This is a genomic window from Bradyrhizobium tropiciagri (assembly GCF_001189845.1).
GTDB classification, from domain to species: Bacteria; Pseudomonadota; Alphaproteobacteria; order Rhizobiales; family Xanthobacteraceae; genus Bradyrhizobium; species Bradyrhizobium tropiciagri.
In genome coordinates, this window is the sequence record NZ_LFLZ01000025.1 from 39954 (window position 1) to 56875 (window position 16922).

The window sequence follows — 16922 nt, forward strand, 5'->3', positions numbered from 1 at the left end:
ATCGGAGCGAAGCGGACATGGCCGAAGTTTATGAGTCCACATCCTGGTCCTTCAGTGCAGGTCGACCGGCGGGTACGGGGTTCCCGGCGGCACGCCGAGATAGAGATATTCCAGGCCATATTTGGCTGCGAATGCAGAAGCCGTGTCATCAAGCAGGATTTGCCCCGATCCGTTCAGGTGCAGTTCGGGCCGGGTGAAGCCGTTCAGCGTGAACGCCGGCAGCGTATTCTCGTTGACGAACAGATTGTCGAACGTGTGCGACACATGGCCAAGGTCGGCAAGGTTTCCGGCGAGGTCGGTCACGACAGCACCGTCGGCGTTGAAGCCGGTGATCGCCAGCGGTGACGTCGGCGGATTGCCGGCTGTGACCACATGGTCGAACACCAGCTTGCTCCGATCGCCAAGCAGGGCGGTTGCCGCGGCATCGAAGGTCGCGGTGCCGCCATCGTTCAGCGACAGGGCCGGCGATCCGCCCGCGAGGTGAACCGCCTCGTCGAAGCCGAGGGTGAACTGGATCAGCGATCCGGCCGTCTGGGTGCCGCTTGTGGGCAGGGCGGTGATGTCGGTCAGATGGGGCGCGATCGTATCGATCTGGAGGACGCCGGCCGGGTTGCCGACGGCGCCGGCAAGGTCGGCGTCATTGCCGGCCTGGTCCTTGATCGTGCCGCCGCCGGCTCCGATGACGGCAAGGTCGGGGGTGTTGTCATGCGCTCCGACAACATAGCGATAGACGAGCGTGTCTGTGCCGCTGCCGCCTGCATAGACAGCGGCTCCGCCATCGTTGAGAAGCAAAATCGGGTTGCCCGCGACGGTCACGTTCTCATCGAACTTCAGCGCAAAATCGACCTCCTTGTTGGCATTCAGATCGCCTGACCCGGCGGTGATCCCGGGGCCCGAGGTGGTGACGGCGGTGATAAGTGGAACCTTGAAGATGAAATCGTCGGCGGCGAGATTGGCCTTGGTGACATGCTCGAGTGTCAGCGTGCTGCCGCCCCCGAAGTCGATGATGGTGTCGGTGCCGGATTGGGTCGCAAGTGAGAGGATGTCAGCGAGGCCGTGGACGCCGGCACCAGCAAAGGCGCGGACGTCGATCTTGTCGGGCGTGCCTGCCCCGGCAACGAAGTCGGTGATGGTCTCGGCGCCGGCCCCGGGTTTGTAGATGTAGGTGTTGTCACCGCCATCGCCGTCAATCACCAGCTTGATCTGGTTGGGCCCGAGTGCCGATCCGTCAATGGTGTCGTTACCGGCCCCTGCGTGAATCTCGAGCGTGTCGTTCGCGGCTTCCTGACCGGTGATCGTGACGTCGGCATGCAGGCCATCGACAACAATGCGTCCGCCGCTTTCCGTGACGGTGATGTGATCGGCGCCGGCCGTGCCGGCGACGATCACTGTATCCGCGGCGCCGTCGCCACCGCCTCCGCTGGCCAGCAGGTCGACGGTCACGTGCCTGACGTCGGTGCCACTGAGGTCGTTGACGGTGACCCGGTCGGCGCCTCCCAGCGCCTTGACGTTGATATTCTCGATGCTGTTGAGGTCCATCGTGACGTTGGCGACGTCACGGGTGAGCCGTACCCGGGATCCGTTGGCCGAGATGTCGATCTTTTCGGCGATATCGGCGCCGTTGAACTGCAGGGTATCGTTGCCGGCCCCGCCGTCGACCGTGTCGCTGCCGTCGCCGGGATTCCAGATGTAGGCATCGTCGCCGTCGCCGAGCAGGGCGGTATCGTTGCCGCGTCCGCCGGTGACGATGTCGTCGCCGGCGCCGCCGATCAGCAGATCGTTACCGTCGCCGCCGGTGATGGTGTCGTTGCCGTCGCCGCCATCGAGCGTGAGCGAGATCAACGCGCTCAGCCCGTTGCCGGCGGTGATGATGTCGTCTCCGCCGCCGGCGTGGATGACCTGGTTTTCCGTCGCGCTGATATCGACGGAGAATGGATCGGGGCTGGTCCTGAGAACGCTCACATGGCTGCCGTTGGCTGCGATGACGAAGGTCTCGCTTGTGTCCTCGCCCTCGATCACGGCGGTATCGCTGCCCGCTCCGCCGTTCAATGTGACCGGCGGCAGCGCGCCCTGGCTCGCATCGAGCGTGACGGTGTCGTTGCCATCCTGGCCGAGGACGTCGACGGCGGTCGTGCTGGCCGCCGTCGCAGGCCCGCCCGTGATCGGAACCGCGCCTCCGTTGACCGCGATGACCCCACCTGCGTCGCGGCTGGTGGTGATGGTGTCGTCGGCGGCATCGCCGAGGACGGTGAGGACTCCAGCGGCGAGGTTGGCGGTGACGGCCATGAATTGCACTCCAGTCAATATTGGCGTGTCCCAGGCCGGACTCGCCGAACTGATGTGATCGGTTGCCTCCTGAAAAATTCCTGGATGTGGGCGGCCGCGCGCGAACGTGAAGGAAGGGCATGCGAAATTGACAGCCGATTGATCGGTCGAGCAGAGCCGGGGCTGACCGGGCGGCAGACATCGCCGCGACAAATGGCCGCGTCGTCACTGTGATGCGATCACATGATCAGGGTGACTTGGATCGGATGTGACGGACAGCAATGGCGATCACACCGCCATCCGCGTTCGATCGCGCGGAGCGGGTGATCGTCCGAACGCTTCAGCGAAGCTGCAGCACCGTGTCCATCGCGCGCGCGAAGCCGTCGTGCTCGTTGGTTTCGGTGACATGCGTGGCGCGCGCCTTCACGTCATCGCTGGCATTGCCCATCGCGAAGGAGACGCCGCTTCTTGCGAACATCGGCAGATCGTTCTGCATGTCGCCGATCGTGGCGACATTCTCCAGCGACACGCCGAGACGCTTGGCGATGCCCTCGACGAAGGTGCCCTTGTCGTGGCCGGGCGGGGTGACGTCGAGATAGTAGGTCTGCGAGCGCACCGCGGTTGCATTATTGCCGACCATCTGCTGCATGTCAGCCTCGCAGCGCTGCAGCAGGGCCGCATCCGAGCTCGCGCCGACGATCTTGCAGGCCTGGTCGAGATAGGGTGTGAAATCGTCGACGATGGTCGGATCGTGCTTGATCGTGTTCGCTTCGTGGGCGGTATACTCGCCGTCAGGATTCCGGGTCAGCCAGCGGTCGTTGGTGAACAGCCAGATGTCGACGCCGCGATCGCGCAGCAGATCGACGCAGCGCTTGGCCACCGCTGCCGGAATCAAATGCTGCTCGATCGCCTTCAGTTGCGGATCGACGATCGAGGAGCCGTTGAAGGCGCCGATCGGCAGCGTGATTTCGAGCGGCGCGACCAGGAAACCCATCCCGATCGTCGGCCGGCTGGAGACGATGGTGAAACCGATGCCGGCTTCGTGCAGCTTGCGCACCGCAGCCCTGGCGCCGTCGGTCAGGGTCTTGTCCTTGGTGAGCAGCGTGCCGTCGACGTCGGACACGACGAGGGCGATGCGGGTCGCGATACTGCTCATGGGCGGTCCAGCTTCAGTTGATTGACGATGTCTTCGATGATGGTGTCGACGGAACGGTCGATCGCAACCGTGATCGGGCGTTCGTCCGGCGTCGGCGGCTCCAGCGTCTTGAACTGGCTGGCGAGGAGTCCCGGCGGCATGAAATGGTCCTTGCGCGCGGCCAGTCGTGTCGCGATCAGCTCCTGCGTGCCGTCGAGGAAGACGATGCGGATATCGTTGCGGCCGTGCACCAGGATGTCGCGATAGCTGCGCTTCAGCGCGGAGCAGGCGATGACGGCGCGTTCGCGGATGCCGCAGGTGCGGTCGATCTCGGCGGCGATCGCGCGCAGCCAGGGCCAGCGATCCTCGTCGGTGAGCGGCTGTCCGGAATGCATCTTGGCGACATTGCTCGGCGGATGAAAGCTGTCGCCGTCCTCGAAGCGCCAACCGATCCGGATCGCCAGGCGGTCGGCGATGGTGCTCTTGCCCGAGCCGGAGACGCCCATCACGACCAGCGCGCAGGGGTTTTGCCCGTCATCCAAGAAAGTCACCCAGGGAAGTCATCCACCAAAATCCTCCGGCAGCGCGGCCTGATCGATCAGCCAGACGGTTTCGCCCAGCGATCGCGCGCGGTTTGCCGGCAGGTTCTCGCCTGCGAACAGGCGCGTCAAGATCGCGCGCTTGTTTTCACCGGACACCTCGAACAGCATCTCGCGGCAGGAGGCGAGGGCTGGCAGTGTCAAGGAGACGCGCGGCACGAACGGCTCGACATTGGCCTTGGGCACCCCGACCACCCAGCGCTGGGTTTCCTCGACCGCGGGATAGCCGGGAAACAGCGAGGCGGTGTGGCCGTCGGGGCCGATGCCCATCAGCACCAGGTCGAACAGCGGCCGCTTCGGATCGAGCTGCTCGGCGCCGTAGAACGCCATCAGCTCGTTCTCGTACAGTGCCGCGCTGACGTCGGGATCCCTGAGATCGGCGGTGTCGGTTGCGATCGGGTGGACATTGGCGGCCGGCGCGCAGCGGTCGAGGAAGGCCTGGCGCGCCATGCACATATTGTGCAGCGGGTCCTTGCGCGGCACCAGGCGTTCATCGCCGATGAACCAGTCGATGCGGTCCCACGGAATCCTCGCCCGATAGTCCGGCGTCGCCAGCAGCTGGTAGAGCGCCTTCGGGCTGGAGCCGCCGGTGAGGCAGATCGCGATCCGGCCGGGGTTCTCGTCGATCCCCGCGATCACCCGCTCGGCGGCCGTCGTCGCCAGCGCCGCCGGATCGGCGACGGTGATGATCTTGCGCTGGTGGCTCGTGGTCATCTTAACCCAGCTTCCGCCAGCTGCGGCCGTCGCGCGTCAGCAGCGCGTTGGCCGCCTCCGGGCCTTCGCTGCCGGCCTTATAGGGTTGCAGGCCGCGGCCGCCGGCGCTCTTCCAGGCGTCGATGAAGGGCTGCACCGCCTGCCATCCGGCCTCGACGCTGTCGGCGCGCTGGAACAGCAGATTGTCGCCGATCATGCAGTCATAGATCAGCGTCTCGTAGCCGGTCGACGGCTCGGCCTTGAAGTAGTCCTTGTAGCGGAACTTCATCTCGACGCCGTCGATGTTGATCGCCGGGCCCGGGACCTTGGTGTTGAACTGCAGCTCGATGCCTTCGGTCGGCTCGGTCGAGATGACCAGGTAATTCTGCGACAGGCGGTCGACCGCAGTGTCGCGGAACATGGCGAACGGCGCCTGCTTGAACTTGATCGCGATCTCGGTGCGCTTGGTGGTCAGCGCCTTGCCGGTGCGCAAATAGAACGGGACGCCGGCCCAGCGCCAATTGTCGATGGTCAGCTTCAGCGCGGCATAGGTCTCGGTCGAGCTGTCGGGCCTGACGTCGGGCGTGTTGAGATAGTTGTCGATCTCGGTGTCGCCGATCCTGCCGGCGCGATACTGGCCGCGTACCGAGTTGTATAGTGCCTCCTGCTCGGTCTGGGTCTGGATCGCGCTCAGCACCTCGGCCTTCTCCGAGCGCACCGCGTGGGCGTCGAAGCGCGCAGGCGGCTCCATCGTCACCAGCGACAGCAGCTGGAACAGATGGTTCGGCACCATGTCGCGCAGCGCGCCGGTTGCGTCATAGAAGCTGCCGCGATGGCCGACGCCGAGCTTCTCGTCCACCGTGATCTGGACATGGTCGATGTGGTTGCGATTCCAGATCGGCTCGAACATGCCGTTGGCGAAGCGCAGCACCAGGATGTTCTGGACGGTTTCCTTGCCGAGGTAATGGTCGATCCGGTAGATCTGGTGCTCGTCCATCAGCTTCAGCAGCGCTGAATTCAGCGCCCTGGCCGAAGGCAGATCGGTGCCGAACGGCTTCTCGATGATCAGCCGCCGCCAGGCGCCGTTCTCCTCCAGCATGCCGGTGCGTCCGAGCTGCTCGCTGATCGGCAGGAAAGCGCTCGGCGGGGTCGCAAGATAGAACAGCCGGTTGCCGCCGGTGCCGCGCGCCTTTTCCAGCTTGTCGAGCCGTTCGTTCATCGCATCGAACGACGCGGGATCGCGCGGATCGGCCTCGACCGAGGTGACGCATTCGAACAGCCGCTTGGCGACCGCCTCGTCCACCGGGCGGGTGGCGAACTTGCGCAGCCCCTGCAGCAGGCTGTCGCTGAGCTGCTCGCTCGACATGCCCTTGCGGACAATGCCGACGACGCAGAATTTGTCCGGCAGCAGGTTGCCGGCGGCGAGATTGTAGAGCGCCGGGACGACCAGGCGGTGGGTCAGATCACCGGTGGCGCCGAAGATGATGAAGGAGCAAGGATCGGGTTTCTTCTGCACGTGACCTCGTTCGATTTAAGCCTTTTTCGGCGGTTCCTTGTGGCCGCCGAAACCTGCACGCATCGCCGAGAGGATCTTCTCGGCGAAGGTGTGATCCTTGCGCGAGCGGAAGCGGGTGTAGAGCGCGGCGGTCAGGACTTCGGCCGGCACCGCCTCGTCGACCGCGGCATTGACGGTCCAGCGGCCTTCGCCGGAATCCTCGACAAAGCCGGAATAAGTGTCGAGCGTGTGGTTCTGCGCCAGCGCCGAAGCGGTGAGGTCGAGCAGCCAGGACGGGATCACGCTGCCGCGCCGCCAGACTTCGGCGATGTCGGCGATATCGAGATCGAAGCGGTGATCCGCCGGCAGCGCCTCGATATTGGCGTTCTTCAGGATGTCGAAGCCTTCGGCATAGGCCTGCATCAGGCCGTATTCGATGCCGTTGTGGATCATCTTGACAAAATGCCCGGCGCCAACGGGACCGGCATGGATGTAGCCCTGCTCGATGCGCGGATCGCGGCCGTCGCGACCCGAGGTGCGCGGGATGTCGCCGATCCCTGGCGCCAGCGCCTTGAAGATCGGGTCGAGCCGGTCGACCACCGGCTTGTCGCCGCCGATCATCATGCAGTAGCCGCGCTCGATGCCCCAGATGCCGCCGCTGGTGCCGACATCGACGTAATGCAGTCCGCGCTCGCGGAGTGCCTTGCCGCGGCGGACGTCGTCCTGCCAGAAGGTGTTGCCGCCATCGATGATGACGTCGCCGGGCTGCATCAGCTTGGCGAGCGCCTCGATGGTGGCTTCGGTGATCTTGCCGGCCGGCAGCATCACCCAGGCGGTGCGCGGCGCCTCCAGCTTAAGGACGAAATCCTCCAGCGACGAGGCGCCGGTGGCATTGTCCGCGACCAGCGCGGCGACCGCCTTGGGATCCTTGTCGTAGACACGGTGGTGTGGCCGTTGCTCATCAGGCGGCGGACGATGTTGCCGCCCATCCGCCCGAGGCCGATCATGCCGAGTTGCATCCTGGCCTCCGTCAGTTCAATGCGGCCGAGATCGCGGCATCGAGCGCCGCGAGCCCGGAGCTGAGATCGCCCTTGAGATGCACGCGCAGCGCCCTTCGGCCGCGCTCGGTGAGCACGTCGAAATCGCCGCGCGCCTGCGCTGCCTTGATGACGCCGAAGCTCGCCTTCTGGCCGGGCACCGGCAGATCCTGGCTATCGTCGGTCGTGACCTGCAGGAACACGCCGCTGTCAGGGCCGCCCTTGTAGGCCTGTCCGGTCGAATGCAGGAAGCGCGGGCCGAACTCGGCGCAGGTTGCAAGGTGTTTTGCATCACGCAGCTTCAGCCGCATCGCCTGCATCGCGTCGATGGTGTCGCCGTCGCGCTCGATATAGGCGAGCAGGGCGACATAGTCGCCGCGGCCGGAGCGCGAGAGGTGGGCCTTGATCCAGGAATTGAGGTCGCCATTGGCGCCGGCCCTGCGCAGCTCCTGGGCGTTCTGCGTGTCGGTATAGAGCTCGACCCCGTCCGCCGACACCACCGGCTGCTCGGCCGGCAGCGACCCGGTCTTCTCGAACGCCGCCGTCAGCTCGCGGGTCTTGATCTTGGCGGCCTCGACGTCGGGCTGGTTGAACGGATTGATGCCGAGGATCGAGCCCGCCACCGCGGTGGCGATCTCGAAGCGGAAGAACTCCTGGCCGATATGGTCGATCGACTTCATCACGATCCGGACCACGGGATGGCCCGCAGCCTCGAGCGCCGCGAGCTTGGCCTCATGCGTGGCGTCGTGCTCGGCCTCGGTGCGGAGGTCGATGAAGAAGCGGTCGTTGCCGTAGACCGCGGCGTCGCCGATGGTCTCGCCCTCGATCGGGATCAGACCCTTGCCGTCCTTGCCGGTCGATTCCGCGATCAGCTGCTCGGCCCAGGCGCCGAAATCGGCGACCTCGGGCGAGGCGAAGATCGTGACCTTGTCGCGGCCCTCGAGCCCGGCGATGCCCATCGCAAGCCCGAGCTGGACGCCGGGGTTTTCCTGCGGCGGCACGTCGGCGCCGCAGGAGCGCACCATGGCAAGGGTATGGCCGAGCAGGCTGCGGACGTCGATGCCCGCGGCGGCCGCCGGCACCAGGCCGAACGGCGACAGCACGGAATAGCGGCCGCCGATCGCGGGATCCCCGTAGAAGATCCGGGCGAAGCCCTGCTTGATCGCGACCTTCTGCAGCGAGGAGCCCGGATCGGTCACCGCGATGAAGCGGTGGCCGGCCTTGTCCTTGCCGATCGCCTTGGCCACCCGGTCGAAGAAATAGTCCTTCATGACGTTCGGCTCGGTGGTGCCGCCGGACTTGGAGGAGACGATGAACAGCGTCTTGGCGATATCGACATACTCCTCCATCGCGCGCACCTGCGCCGGGTCGGTGGAATCGAGCACGTGCAGCCGCGGGAAGCCGGATTTGTGCGGGAAGGTTTGCGCCAGCACCTCCGGGCCGAGGCTCGACCCGCCCATGCCTAGTACGACGCGTCGGTGAAGTTCTGTCCCTTCACGCGCTGCGCGAAATCCTCGTAGTCGGCGACATCGGCGGTTGTGGCGCTGGTCAGCCAGCCCAGCCATTTGTCCTCGTCATCGCCGGTCCAGACCGACTTGTCCTTGTGCCAGAGCCTGCGGATCTTGGCGGAGGCGCGCCATTCCTCGGTGCTCTTCTCGACCGCCTTCTCGATGGTGGCGCCGAGCGCCAGCTTCTGGTGGTCGATGCCGCCGCCGAGCGAGGTGGCGCGCTTGTGGGCGACCGCGCCGTACAGCTTGTCGGCAGCGTCGGCGAACAGCTTGACGCCGTCCTTGACCAGTTCCTCGGTGATCGCATCGAGCGAGATGCCGGACTTCTCCAGCTCGTCCAGCACGCGGCGGGCGTCCTCGACATTCTCCTCGAGGCTGTCGCGGACCTTGCCGTGGTCGCGGAAGGCGTCGAGCGTTGCCGGCGGCACGGTATTGACGGTGTCGGGGCCGATCAGCTCCTCGACATAGAGCACGTCGCTGTAGTCCTTGTTCTTGGTGCCGGTGGATGCCCACAGCAGCCGCTGCGGCTTGGCGCCCTTGGCGGCGAGCTTGTCCCAGCGCGCGCCCGAGAACAGGCGCTTGTAATCCTGGTAGGCAAGCTTCGCATTGGCGATCGCGACCTTGCCCTTGAGCGCGGCAAGCCGCTCCTTCTCGGAGGGGTCGTTGGCGCGCGCGATCTTCTCGTCGAGTTGCTTGTCGACGGCGCTGTCGATGCGGCTGACGAAGAAGCTCGCGACGCTCGCCACATGGGAGGGATCGCCGCCCTTGGCGACGTACTTCTCCAGGCCCTTGAGATAGGCCTCGGCGACCTGGCGGTAGACCTCCTGCGAGAACAGCAGCGTGATGTTGATGCTGATGCCTTCGCCGATCAGATACTCGATCGCCGGTAATCCCTCCGGCGTCGCCGGCACCTTGACCATCAGGTTCTTGCGATGGACGTCCTTCCAGAGCCGCTCGGCCTCCGCGATCGTGCCCTTGGTGTCCATCGCGAGATAGGGCGACACTTCGAGGCTGACGAAGCCGTCGCCGCCATGGCTCTGGTCGTAGACCGGGCGCAGCACGTCGGCGGCATGCTGGATGTCCTCGATAGCAAGATGTTCGAACAGGTCGGCGACCGAGCGGTCGCCCTTCTTGAGGGCCTGGCCGATCGCCCCGTCATACTCGTCCGAAGAGCCGATCGCCTTCTCGAAGATCGAGGGGTTGGAGGTGACGCCCTTGACGCCGTCGGTCTCGATCAGCCGCTTCAGGTCCCCCTTGGCGACGAAGCCGCGGGCAAGGAAGTCCAGCCAGACGGCCTGGCGGTGATTTTCGAGTGCTTTGACGGGGTTCATGGGTGCCTGTTCTCGTTCGATCGAGGGTCGATTTTTGGGTTCCCGGGCAGCTTTCGGGGACGGCGGAGGATTGTCAACATGGGGGTGGAGCCCGGGCGGAATATCAGCATTCCCAAGGGATAACGCCATTCACAACCGTTCGATCCCCTCGGACGCGGGTGCGAGCAGACCCCGAACTCAGCACATTTTTATGACGCGTTGCGGCGCATGCCGCACGTCAGGGCCGCAGGTAGAGGTAACCCTGGGATTGCAGCTCGGCGAGCCGCACGACGCCGCCGCGCTCGGCGGCGACGAAGCCGGGCAGCAGGTCCTTCAGGCCGATGTTCTGCGATTTCATGGTGTTGCCGCAGGCGGCAAGCTCGATCCCGTCCCTGGTGAACTGCCCGACATGCTTCGACAGGTCGGGATTGGCCGCGGCCGAATGAAACGCCTTCAGCGCCTGGCCATGCACCACCAGCGCGATCGTGACATTGCCGGGGCCGCCGACGCCGTCGAGATGGTTCTGGATGTTGCCGATCACGAAACCGACCTTGTCGAGGTCGTCGAGGTGATAGACCACCTTCAGCTTTTGCGGCGGCGCCTCGGCGGTGGCGTTCGCCCGTGACGCCGTAAGCGCGGCGCCGATCGCCGAGAGCGTGCCCCACAGGATGCTGCGTCGGTGCATGGCGTCCCTCGCGGAATTATTGTTGATCTGACCGAGCCTATCACTTGTGGCGAAGCGCAGCGAGTTCCTTGCGGTCGGTCACAAGTTCGGCGCATTCGCGGGTGTCCACGCGATCGACCCGAAATATCTTGTCGTCGGCGCCGGCGAGCAGCGCTTCGCTCGCGTCATCGTCGGGCTTGTTGCGATTCCACATCCTGATGCTGGCGAGGCGTGCGATCGCGGATTTATCGTCCTTCGACAGCGCCACGCTGATACCGCCGCCCTCGCAATCCACGCCGCATTCGAAGCGGATTTCGTGCCCGGAGTCGGTCGCGACCGCGTGGTTGCAGTAGCCGCTGGAGTCGAAATTGCCGGAGCGGTGGCGGTAGGTGACGCCGAGGCGGAATGAGTAGTTGGTGGTCTTGTCCTCCGGCGCGTCTTCCGCCGACACCAGAAGCTTCATCGCGCTGACCTTCTGCTTCGGATGCTGCGCCAGATGATTTGCATCGTATCGCCGCACGAAGCAGGCATAGGCTTTCGCCCCTAGCGGGCCTGCGAACATCCTGTTGTCGAAGGCGGCTGCCGTGGCCTTGTCGACCGCTTCCTGTGCCTGGACGGCTGACGACGCGCCGGCGCAGGCCGCGGCGGCAAGTGCGACAACAAGGAGCGTCTGCTTCATGGCGGCCTCGGGAATAGCCTGCGCCTCCAAGGTGTCATCTTTACAGCGCGGCAATGGCGCCGCGCGGAACTGCGCGGGCTCGTTGCCTTAGTCGCGGCGACAAGGAGGCACGTTCAACGGCAAATAAACCTTTGTTTATGCGGCCCCGTGAAGTGCCCATCTTGACGCCAAGGCTGGACAATCACACCTTTTCAGGGAAGCCCAACGTTCATCTTCGGACGGGGAAGTTGCCCCGCTCGGATGTCCGCTTCGGAGGCGCTGTTGGAGGCTCGGGCCCCGGTAAACCACGGATGTGGCGGAGGGGCTACAACCGTCAAAAACAGGCCACCAAAAGGGGATATTGATGAACCATTAAGCTTCCTGCCTGTTGATAAGGCAGAGGCTGCACGCGCCGTGCATTGCCGAAGTGAGTCGGTCGAGTGTCCAATGGACCCAGCGTGCCGACGCTGATTCGATCCTAGGACGCTCTGGTTACGACTCGTGTCAGTCGTGCGGCGATACATATCGTGGAGATAGGGATCATGTACAACGATTCTTTGTTCAACGCCTTCGCAAGGTCGTTTGAAGCGCGAAGCCAGACCGACATGTCGATGGCCGAGTATCTGGAGTCGTGTCGAAGTGATCCGATGCGATATGCCAATGCGGCCGAGCGGTTATTAGCGGCAATCGGTGAGCCCCAGATGATCGACACGGCCAAGGACCCACGCCTTGGCCGTATCTTTTTGAACCGCACGATCCGGTCGTATCCGGCCTTCGCCGGCTTCTACGGCATGGAGGACACGATCGAACGCCTCGTCGGCTTCTTCCGCCACGCCGCGCAGGGCCTCGAAGAGCGCAAGCAGATCCTCTATCTGCTCGGACCGGTCGGCGGCGGCAAGTCATCGCTCGCCGAGCGCATCAAGTCACTGATGGAAGTCCACCCCATCTACGTGCTGAAAGCCGGCGATGAGCTCTCGCCCGTGTTCGAGAGCCCGCTCGGCTTGTTCGATCCGGAAACGCTCGGGCCGATCATCGAGGAGAAGTACGGCATTCCGCGGCGGCGCTTGAGCGGACTGATGTCTCCGTGGGCCTACAAGCGGCTCGAGCCTTCGGCGGCGACATTTCGCAATTTCGCGTCGCGCGCATCCAGCCGTCGCGGCTGCGCCAGATCGCGGTTGCCAAGACCGAGCCCGGTGACGAGAACAACCAGGACATCTCCTCGCTGGTCGGCAAGGTCGATATCCGCAAGCTCGAGACCTACGCCCAGAACGACCCGGACGCCTACAGCTATTCCGGCGGCCTCAATCGCGCCAACCAGGGCGTGCTCGAGTTCGTCGAGATGTTCAAGGCGCCGATCAAGATGCTGCATCCGCTGCTGACCGCGACGCAGGAGGGCAACTACATCGGCACCGAGAACATCGGTGCGATCCCGTTCACCGGCATCATCCTCGCGCACTCCAACGAAGCCGAGTGGCAGAGCTTCAAGACCAACAAGAACAACGAGGCTTTCATCGACCGCATCTGCGTCATCAAGGTCCCCTACGTGCTGCGGGTGACCGAAGAACAGAAGATCTACGAGAAGCTGATCCAGGGTTCCGAGCTTGCCGCCGCGCCCTGCGCGCCGGCAACGCTGGAAACGATGGCCCGCTTCTCGGTGATGTCGCGCCTGCGCAAGCACGAGAACTCGACGCTGTTCGGCAAGATGCGGGTCTATGACGGCGAGAGCCTGAAGGAATCCGATCCGAAGGCGCGCAGCGTGCAGGAGTACAAGGACGCCGCCGGCGTCGACGAAGGCATGGACGGCGTCTCCACCCGCTTTGCCTTCAAGGTGTTGGCCTCGACCTTCAACCACGACACGACAGAGGTCGGCGCCGACGCGGTGCATCTGATGTATGTGCTGGAGATGGCGATCCGCCGCGAGCAACTGCCTGACGAGACCGAGAAGCGCTATCTCGAATTCATCAAGGCCGACCTCGCGCCGCGCTACGCCGAGTTCATCGGCAACGAGATCCAGAAGGCCTATCTGGAATCCTATGCCGACTACGGCCAGAACCTGTTCGATCGCTATGTCGACTACGCCGACGCCTGGATCGAGGATCAGGACTTCAAGGATCCCGACACCGGCCAGCTGATGAACCGCGAGCTCTTGAACCAGGAGCTGACCAAGATCGAGAAGCCGGCGGGCATCGCCAACCCGAAGGACTTCCGCAACGAGGTCGTCAAGTTCTCGCTGCGTTCGCGGGCGCACAATGGCGGCAAGAACCCGAGTTGGACCTCCTACGAAAAGGTTCGCGACGTGATCGAGAAGCGGATATTCTCGCAGGTCGAGGATCTGCTTCCGGTCATCTCGTTCGGCTCCAAGAAGGACGGCGAGACCGAGAAGAAGCACGGCGAGTTCGTCGAGCGGATGGTGGAGCGCGGCTATACCGAGCGCCAGGTCCGCCGGCTCGTCGAGTGGTACATGCGGGTGAAGCAGGCCGGCTAGAGCATGATCCGGAAAAGTGCGAAGCGGTTTTCCGAAAAGATCATGCTTAAGCAAGAATCCGGTGCGCGATCCGGAAAGCCGGCAGTGGCTTTCCGTCTCGTCCGGTTCCGTCCAATAAGAATGCGATGCGACTTTGATCGCATCCGGCGCGAGGCAGATGCAAAGTGGTCATGCACATCGTCGATCGGCGGTTGAATCCGGGTAGCAAGAGCCTGGAGAACCGGCAGCGCTTCCTGCGGCGCGCCAAGGCGCTGGTGCAGGGAGCCGTCAAGAAGTCGTCGCAGAACCGGGACATCAAGGATGTCCTGGAGGGCGGCGAAGTAACCATCCCGCTGGACGGCATGGATGAGCCGCGGTTCCGGCGCGAGGGCGGCACGCGTGACATGGTGCTGCCCGGCAACAAGAAGTTCGTCGAGGGCGACTGGCTGCAGCGCCCGAACCAGAGCGGCGGCAAGGGCTCCGGTGCGGGCGAGGGCGACAGCGAGGACGCCTTCCGCTTCGTGTTGAGCCGCGAGGAGTTCGTCGACCTTTTCCTCGACGACCTCGAACTGCCTGACCTTGCCAAGCGCAAGCTCGCGGAAACCGAGAGCGAGGGCCTCCAGCGCGCCGGTTATGCGACCTCGGGCTCGCCGGCCAACATCTCGATCAGCCGTACGGTGAGCCGGGCGTTGGCGCGACGCGTTGCGCTGCGCCGGCCGCGCAAGGACGACATCGAGGCGCTCGAGGCGGAGCTTGCGGAATGCGACGACGAGACGCGCCGCCGCGAGCTGCTCACGCTGCTCGAAGCGCTGAAGGCCAAGGCCAAGCGGATCCCGTTCATCGATCCGATCGACATCCGCTACCGCCGCTTCGAGACGGTGCCGAAGCCGGTGGCGCAGGCCGTGATGTTCTGCCTGATGGACGTCTCGGGCTCGATGTCCGAGCACATGAAGGATCTCGCCAAGCGGTTCTACATGCTGCTCTACGTCTTCCTGAAGCGGCGCTACAAGCATGTCGAGATCGTGTTCATCCGGCACACCGACCGCGCCGAGGAGGTGGACGAGGATACGTTCTTCCATGGGCCGGCTTCCGGCGGCACGCTGGTGTCGAGCGCGCTGGTTGCGATGAACGACATCGTGCGCACCCGCTTCCGCCCGGCCGACTGGAACATCTACGCCGCACAGGCTTCGGACGGCGACAACATGACCTCCGACAGCGGGCTGACCGGACTTCTGCTGACCGACAAGATCCTGCCGGTCTGCCAGTTCTTCGCCTATCTCGAGGTCGGCGAAGCCGCCAACTACACCTTCGATATGCCGGACTCCTCGCTCTGGACGCTCTATGAGCGTCTGCGCAACGACGCGCGCCGTTGTCGATGCGCAAGGTGAGCGAGCGCGGCGAGATCTTCCCGGTGTTCCAGGACCTGTTCAAGCGCCGCACCACCAGTCAGGAAAGGGTATAGTTTGATGGGATCTTCCGGGGGACGGCTGTTCGAGGGCGCCGACTGGGATTTCCAGACGCTGCAGCGAGTTCACGACGCCTGCGAGAAGATCGCGCGCACGGAGCTCGGGCTCGACGTCTATCCCAACCAGATCGAGGTGATCACCGCCGAGCAGATGCTCGACGCCTATTCCTCGGTCGGCATGCCGCTGTTCTACAAGCACTGGTCGTTCGGCAAGCAGTTTGCCTTCCAGGAGGCGTCCTACCGCAAGGGCCTGATGGGCCTCGCCTATGAGATCGTGATCAACTCCTCGCCGTGCATTTCATATCTGATGGAGGAGAACACGGCGACGATGCAGACGCTGGTGATCGCGCACGCGGCGTTCGGGCACAATCACTTCTTCAAGAACAACTATCTGTTCAAGCAGTGGACCGACGCCGACGGCATCCTCGACTATCTCGAATTCGCCAAGGGCTACATCTCCGCCTGCGAGGACCGCCACGGCCGCGAGACCGTGGAGCGGACCATCGATGCCGCGCATGCCTTGATGTCGCATGGCGTCGACCGCTATCCCGGCAAGAAGATCCTCGACCTGCGCGCCGAGGAGAAGCGTGCCGGCGAGCGCCGCCAGCACGAGGAAAGCGTGTTCAACGATTTGTGGCGGACAGTGCCCAACACCAAGCACAAGAGCAAGGCTACGCTCACCGTCGAGCGCCGCCGCGCGCTGCTCGGCCTGCCGCAGGAGAACATCCTCTATTTCCTCGAGAAGACCGCACCGCGCCTCGCGCCCTGGCAGCGCGAGCTCATCCGCATCGTTCGCCACATCGCGCAGTATTTCTATCCGCAGGGCCAGACGAAGGTGATGAACGAGGGCACCGCGACCTACGTCCATTACCGCATCATGAGCCGGCTGCATCAGCAGGGCCGGATCACCGACGGCAATTTCCTCGAATTCCTGCAGTCGCACACCAACGTGGTGTTCCAGCCCGAGTTCGACGACCGCCGCTATTCCGGCTTCAATCCCTACGCGCTCGGCTTTGCCATGATGCAGGACATCGAGCGGATCGTGAAGAACCCTGAGGACGAGGACCGCGACTGGTTCCCCGATATCGCCGGCAAGGGCGACGTCGAGGGCGTGCTGCGCGAGATCTGGAGCAACTACCGCGACGAGAGCTTCATCAACCAGTACCTCAGCCCGGCGCTGATCCGGCGCTTCCGCATGTTCCATCTGCACGATGATCCCGCCGAAAGCCAGGGGATCAAGGTCGATGCGATCCATGACGAGCGCGGCTATCGCCGGGTGCGGCGCGAGCTGGCGCGGCAATACGACGTCGGCTTCGTCGACGCCAATATCGAGGTCATGGATGTCGATCTCGACGGCGATCGCCGCCTGATGCTGCGTCACACCACCGTGAAGGGCGCGCAGCTCAACGAGACCGACACGCGGCGCGTGCTGCAGCATCTCGCCGATCTGTGGTCCTACGACGTCGCGCTGACCGAAGTCGACGGCACCGACAAGGTGCTGAAGGAATACGTGGTCAGCCCGCGCGCCGCTGCGGTCGCCGCCTGAGCATCACATAATCGAGAACAGCAACGCGCGGTGACTGCCGCGCGGAATGCGTGTCTCGCTTGGTGAACCTTCATTTCCATCGA

The 16922-nt window shown here is 64.4% G+C and carries 8 protein-coding genes and 4 pseudogenes; 3 read left to right on the forward strand and 9 right to left on the reverse strand.

Going from position 1 to position 16922, the window contains the following annotated elements; translation table 11 throughout:
* Window positions 1-51: 51 nt before the first annotated feature.
* The 9 genes and pseudogenes from AKN84_RS20675 to AKN84_RS20715 form a co-directional block, all read right to left on the reverse strand.
* Window positions 52-2286, reverse strand: a complete 2235-nt coding sequence (locus tag AKN84_RS20675; protein ID WP_050422482.1) for a calcium-binding protein — start codon at window positions 2284-2286, stop codon at window positions 52-54.
* A 319-nt stretch (window positions 2287-2605) separates the two neighbouring features.
* Entirely contained in the window at window positions 2606-3421 is an 816-nt protein-coding gene (locus AKN84_RS20680) for a Cof-type HAD-IIB family hydrolase (RefSeq protein ID WP_050422483.1), read from the reverse strand.
* A complete protein-coding gene (locus AKN84_RS49175; protein ID WP_050422538.1) occupies window positions 3418-3906 on the reverse strand; it encodes a gluconokinase in 489 nt (162 codons plus the stop codon). The genes AKN84_RS20680 and AKN84_RS49175 overlap by 4 nt, the downstream gene beginning before the upstream one ends.
* Before the next feature lie 54 nt (window positions 3907-3960).
* Window positions 3961-4713, reverse strand: a complete 753-nt coding sequence (pgl, locus tag AKN84_RS49180) for a 6-phosphogluconolactonase (RefSeq protein WP_050422484.1) — start codon at window positions 4711-4713, stop codon at window positions 3961-3963.
* 1 nt (window position 4714) lies between these two features.
* Window positions 4715-6208, reverse strand: a complete 1494-nt coding sequence (zwf, locus tag AKN84_RS20695) for a glucose-6-phosphate dehydrogenase (protein WP_193399671.1) — start codon at window positions 6206-6208, stop codon at window positions 4715-4717.
* 15 nt (window positions 6209-6223) lie between these two features.
* A pseudogene (gene gnd, locus AKN84_RS20700) lies at window positions 6224-7206 on the reverse strand (phosphogluconate dehydrogenase (NAD(+)-dependent, decarboxylating)).
* An 11-nt stretch (window positions 7207-7217) separates the two neighbouring features.
* Window positions 7218-10063, reverse strand: a pseudogene (locus AKN84_RS50730) (bifunctional transaldolase/phosoglucose isomerase).
* Window positions 10064-10280: 217 nt separating this feature from the next.
* Window positions 10281-10727, reverse strand: a complete 447-nt coding sequence (locus AKN84_RS20710) for a DsrE family protein (RefSeq protein WP_050422486.1) — start codon at window positions 10725-10727, stop codon at window positions 10281-10283.
* 40 nt (window positions 10728-10767) lie between these two features.
* Entirely contained in the window at window positions 10768-11385 is a 618-nt protein-coding gene (locus AKN84_RS20715) for a hypothetical protein (RefSeq protein ID WP_050422539.1), read from the reverse strand.
* 521 nt (window positions 11386-11906) lie between these two features.
* Here AKN84_RS20715 and AKN84_RS20720 point away from each other — a divergent pair.
* The 3 genes and pseudogenes from AKN84_RS20720 (at window position 11907) to AKN84_RS20730 (ending at window position 16839) form a co-directional block, all read left to right on the forward strand.
* Window positions 11907-13849 (forward strand): annotated as a pseudogene (locus AKN84_RS20720) (PrkA family serine protein kinase).
* 170 nt (window positions 13850-14019) lie between these two features.
* Window positions 14020-15290, forward strand: a pseudogene (locus tag AKN84_RS20725) (YeaH/YhbH family protein).
* A gap of 4 nt (window positions 15291-15294) precedes the next feature.
* Window positions 15295-16839 carry a SpoVR family protein gene (locus AKN84_RS20730; RefSeq protein ID WP_050422540.1) on the forward strand — a complete coding sequence of 515 codons (1545 nt, stop codon included), beginning with the start codon at window positions 15295-15297 and terminating at the stop codon, window positions 16837-16839.
* Window positions 16840-16922: the final 83 nt, after the last annotated feature.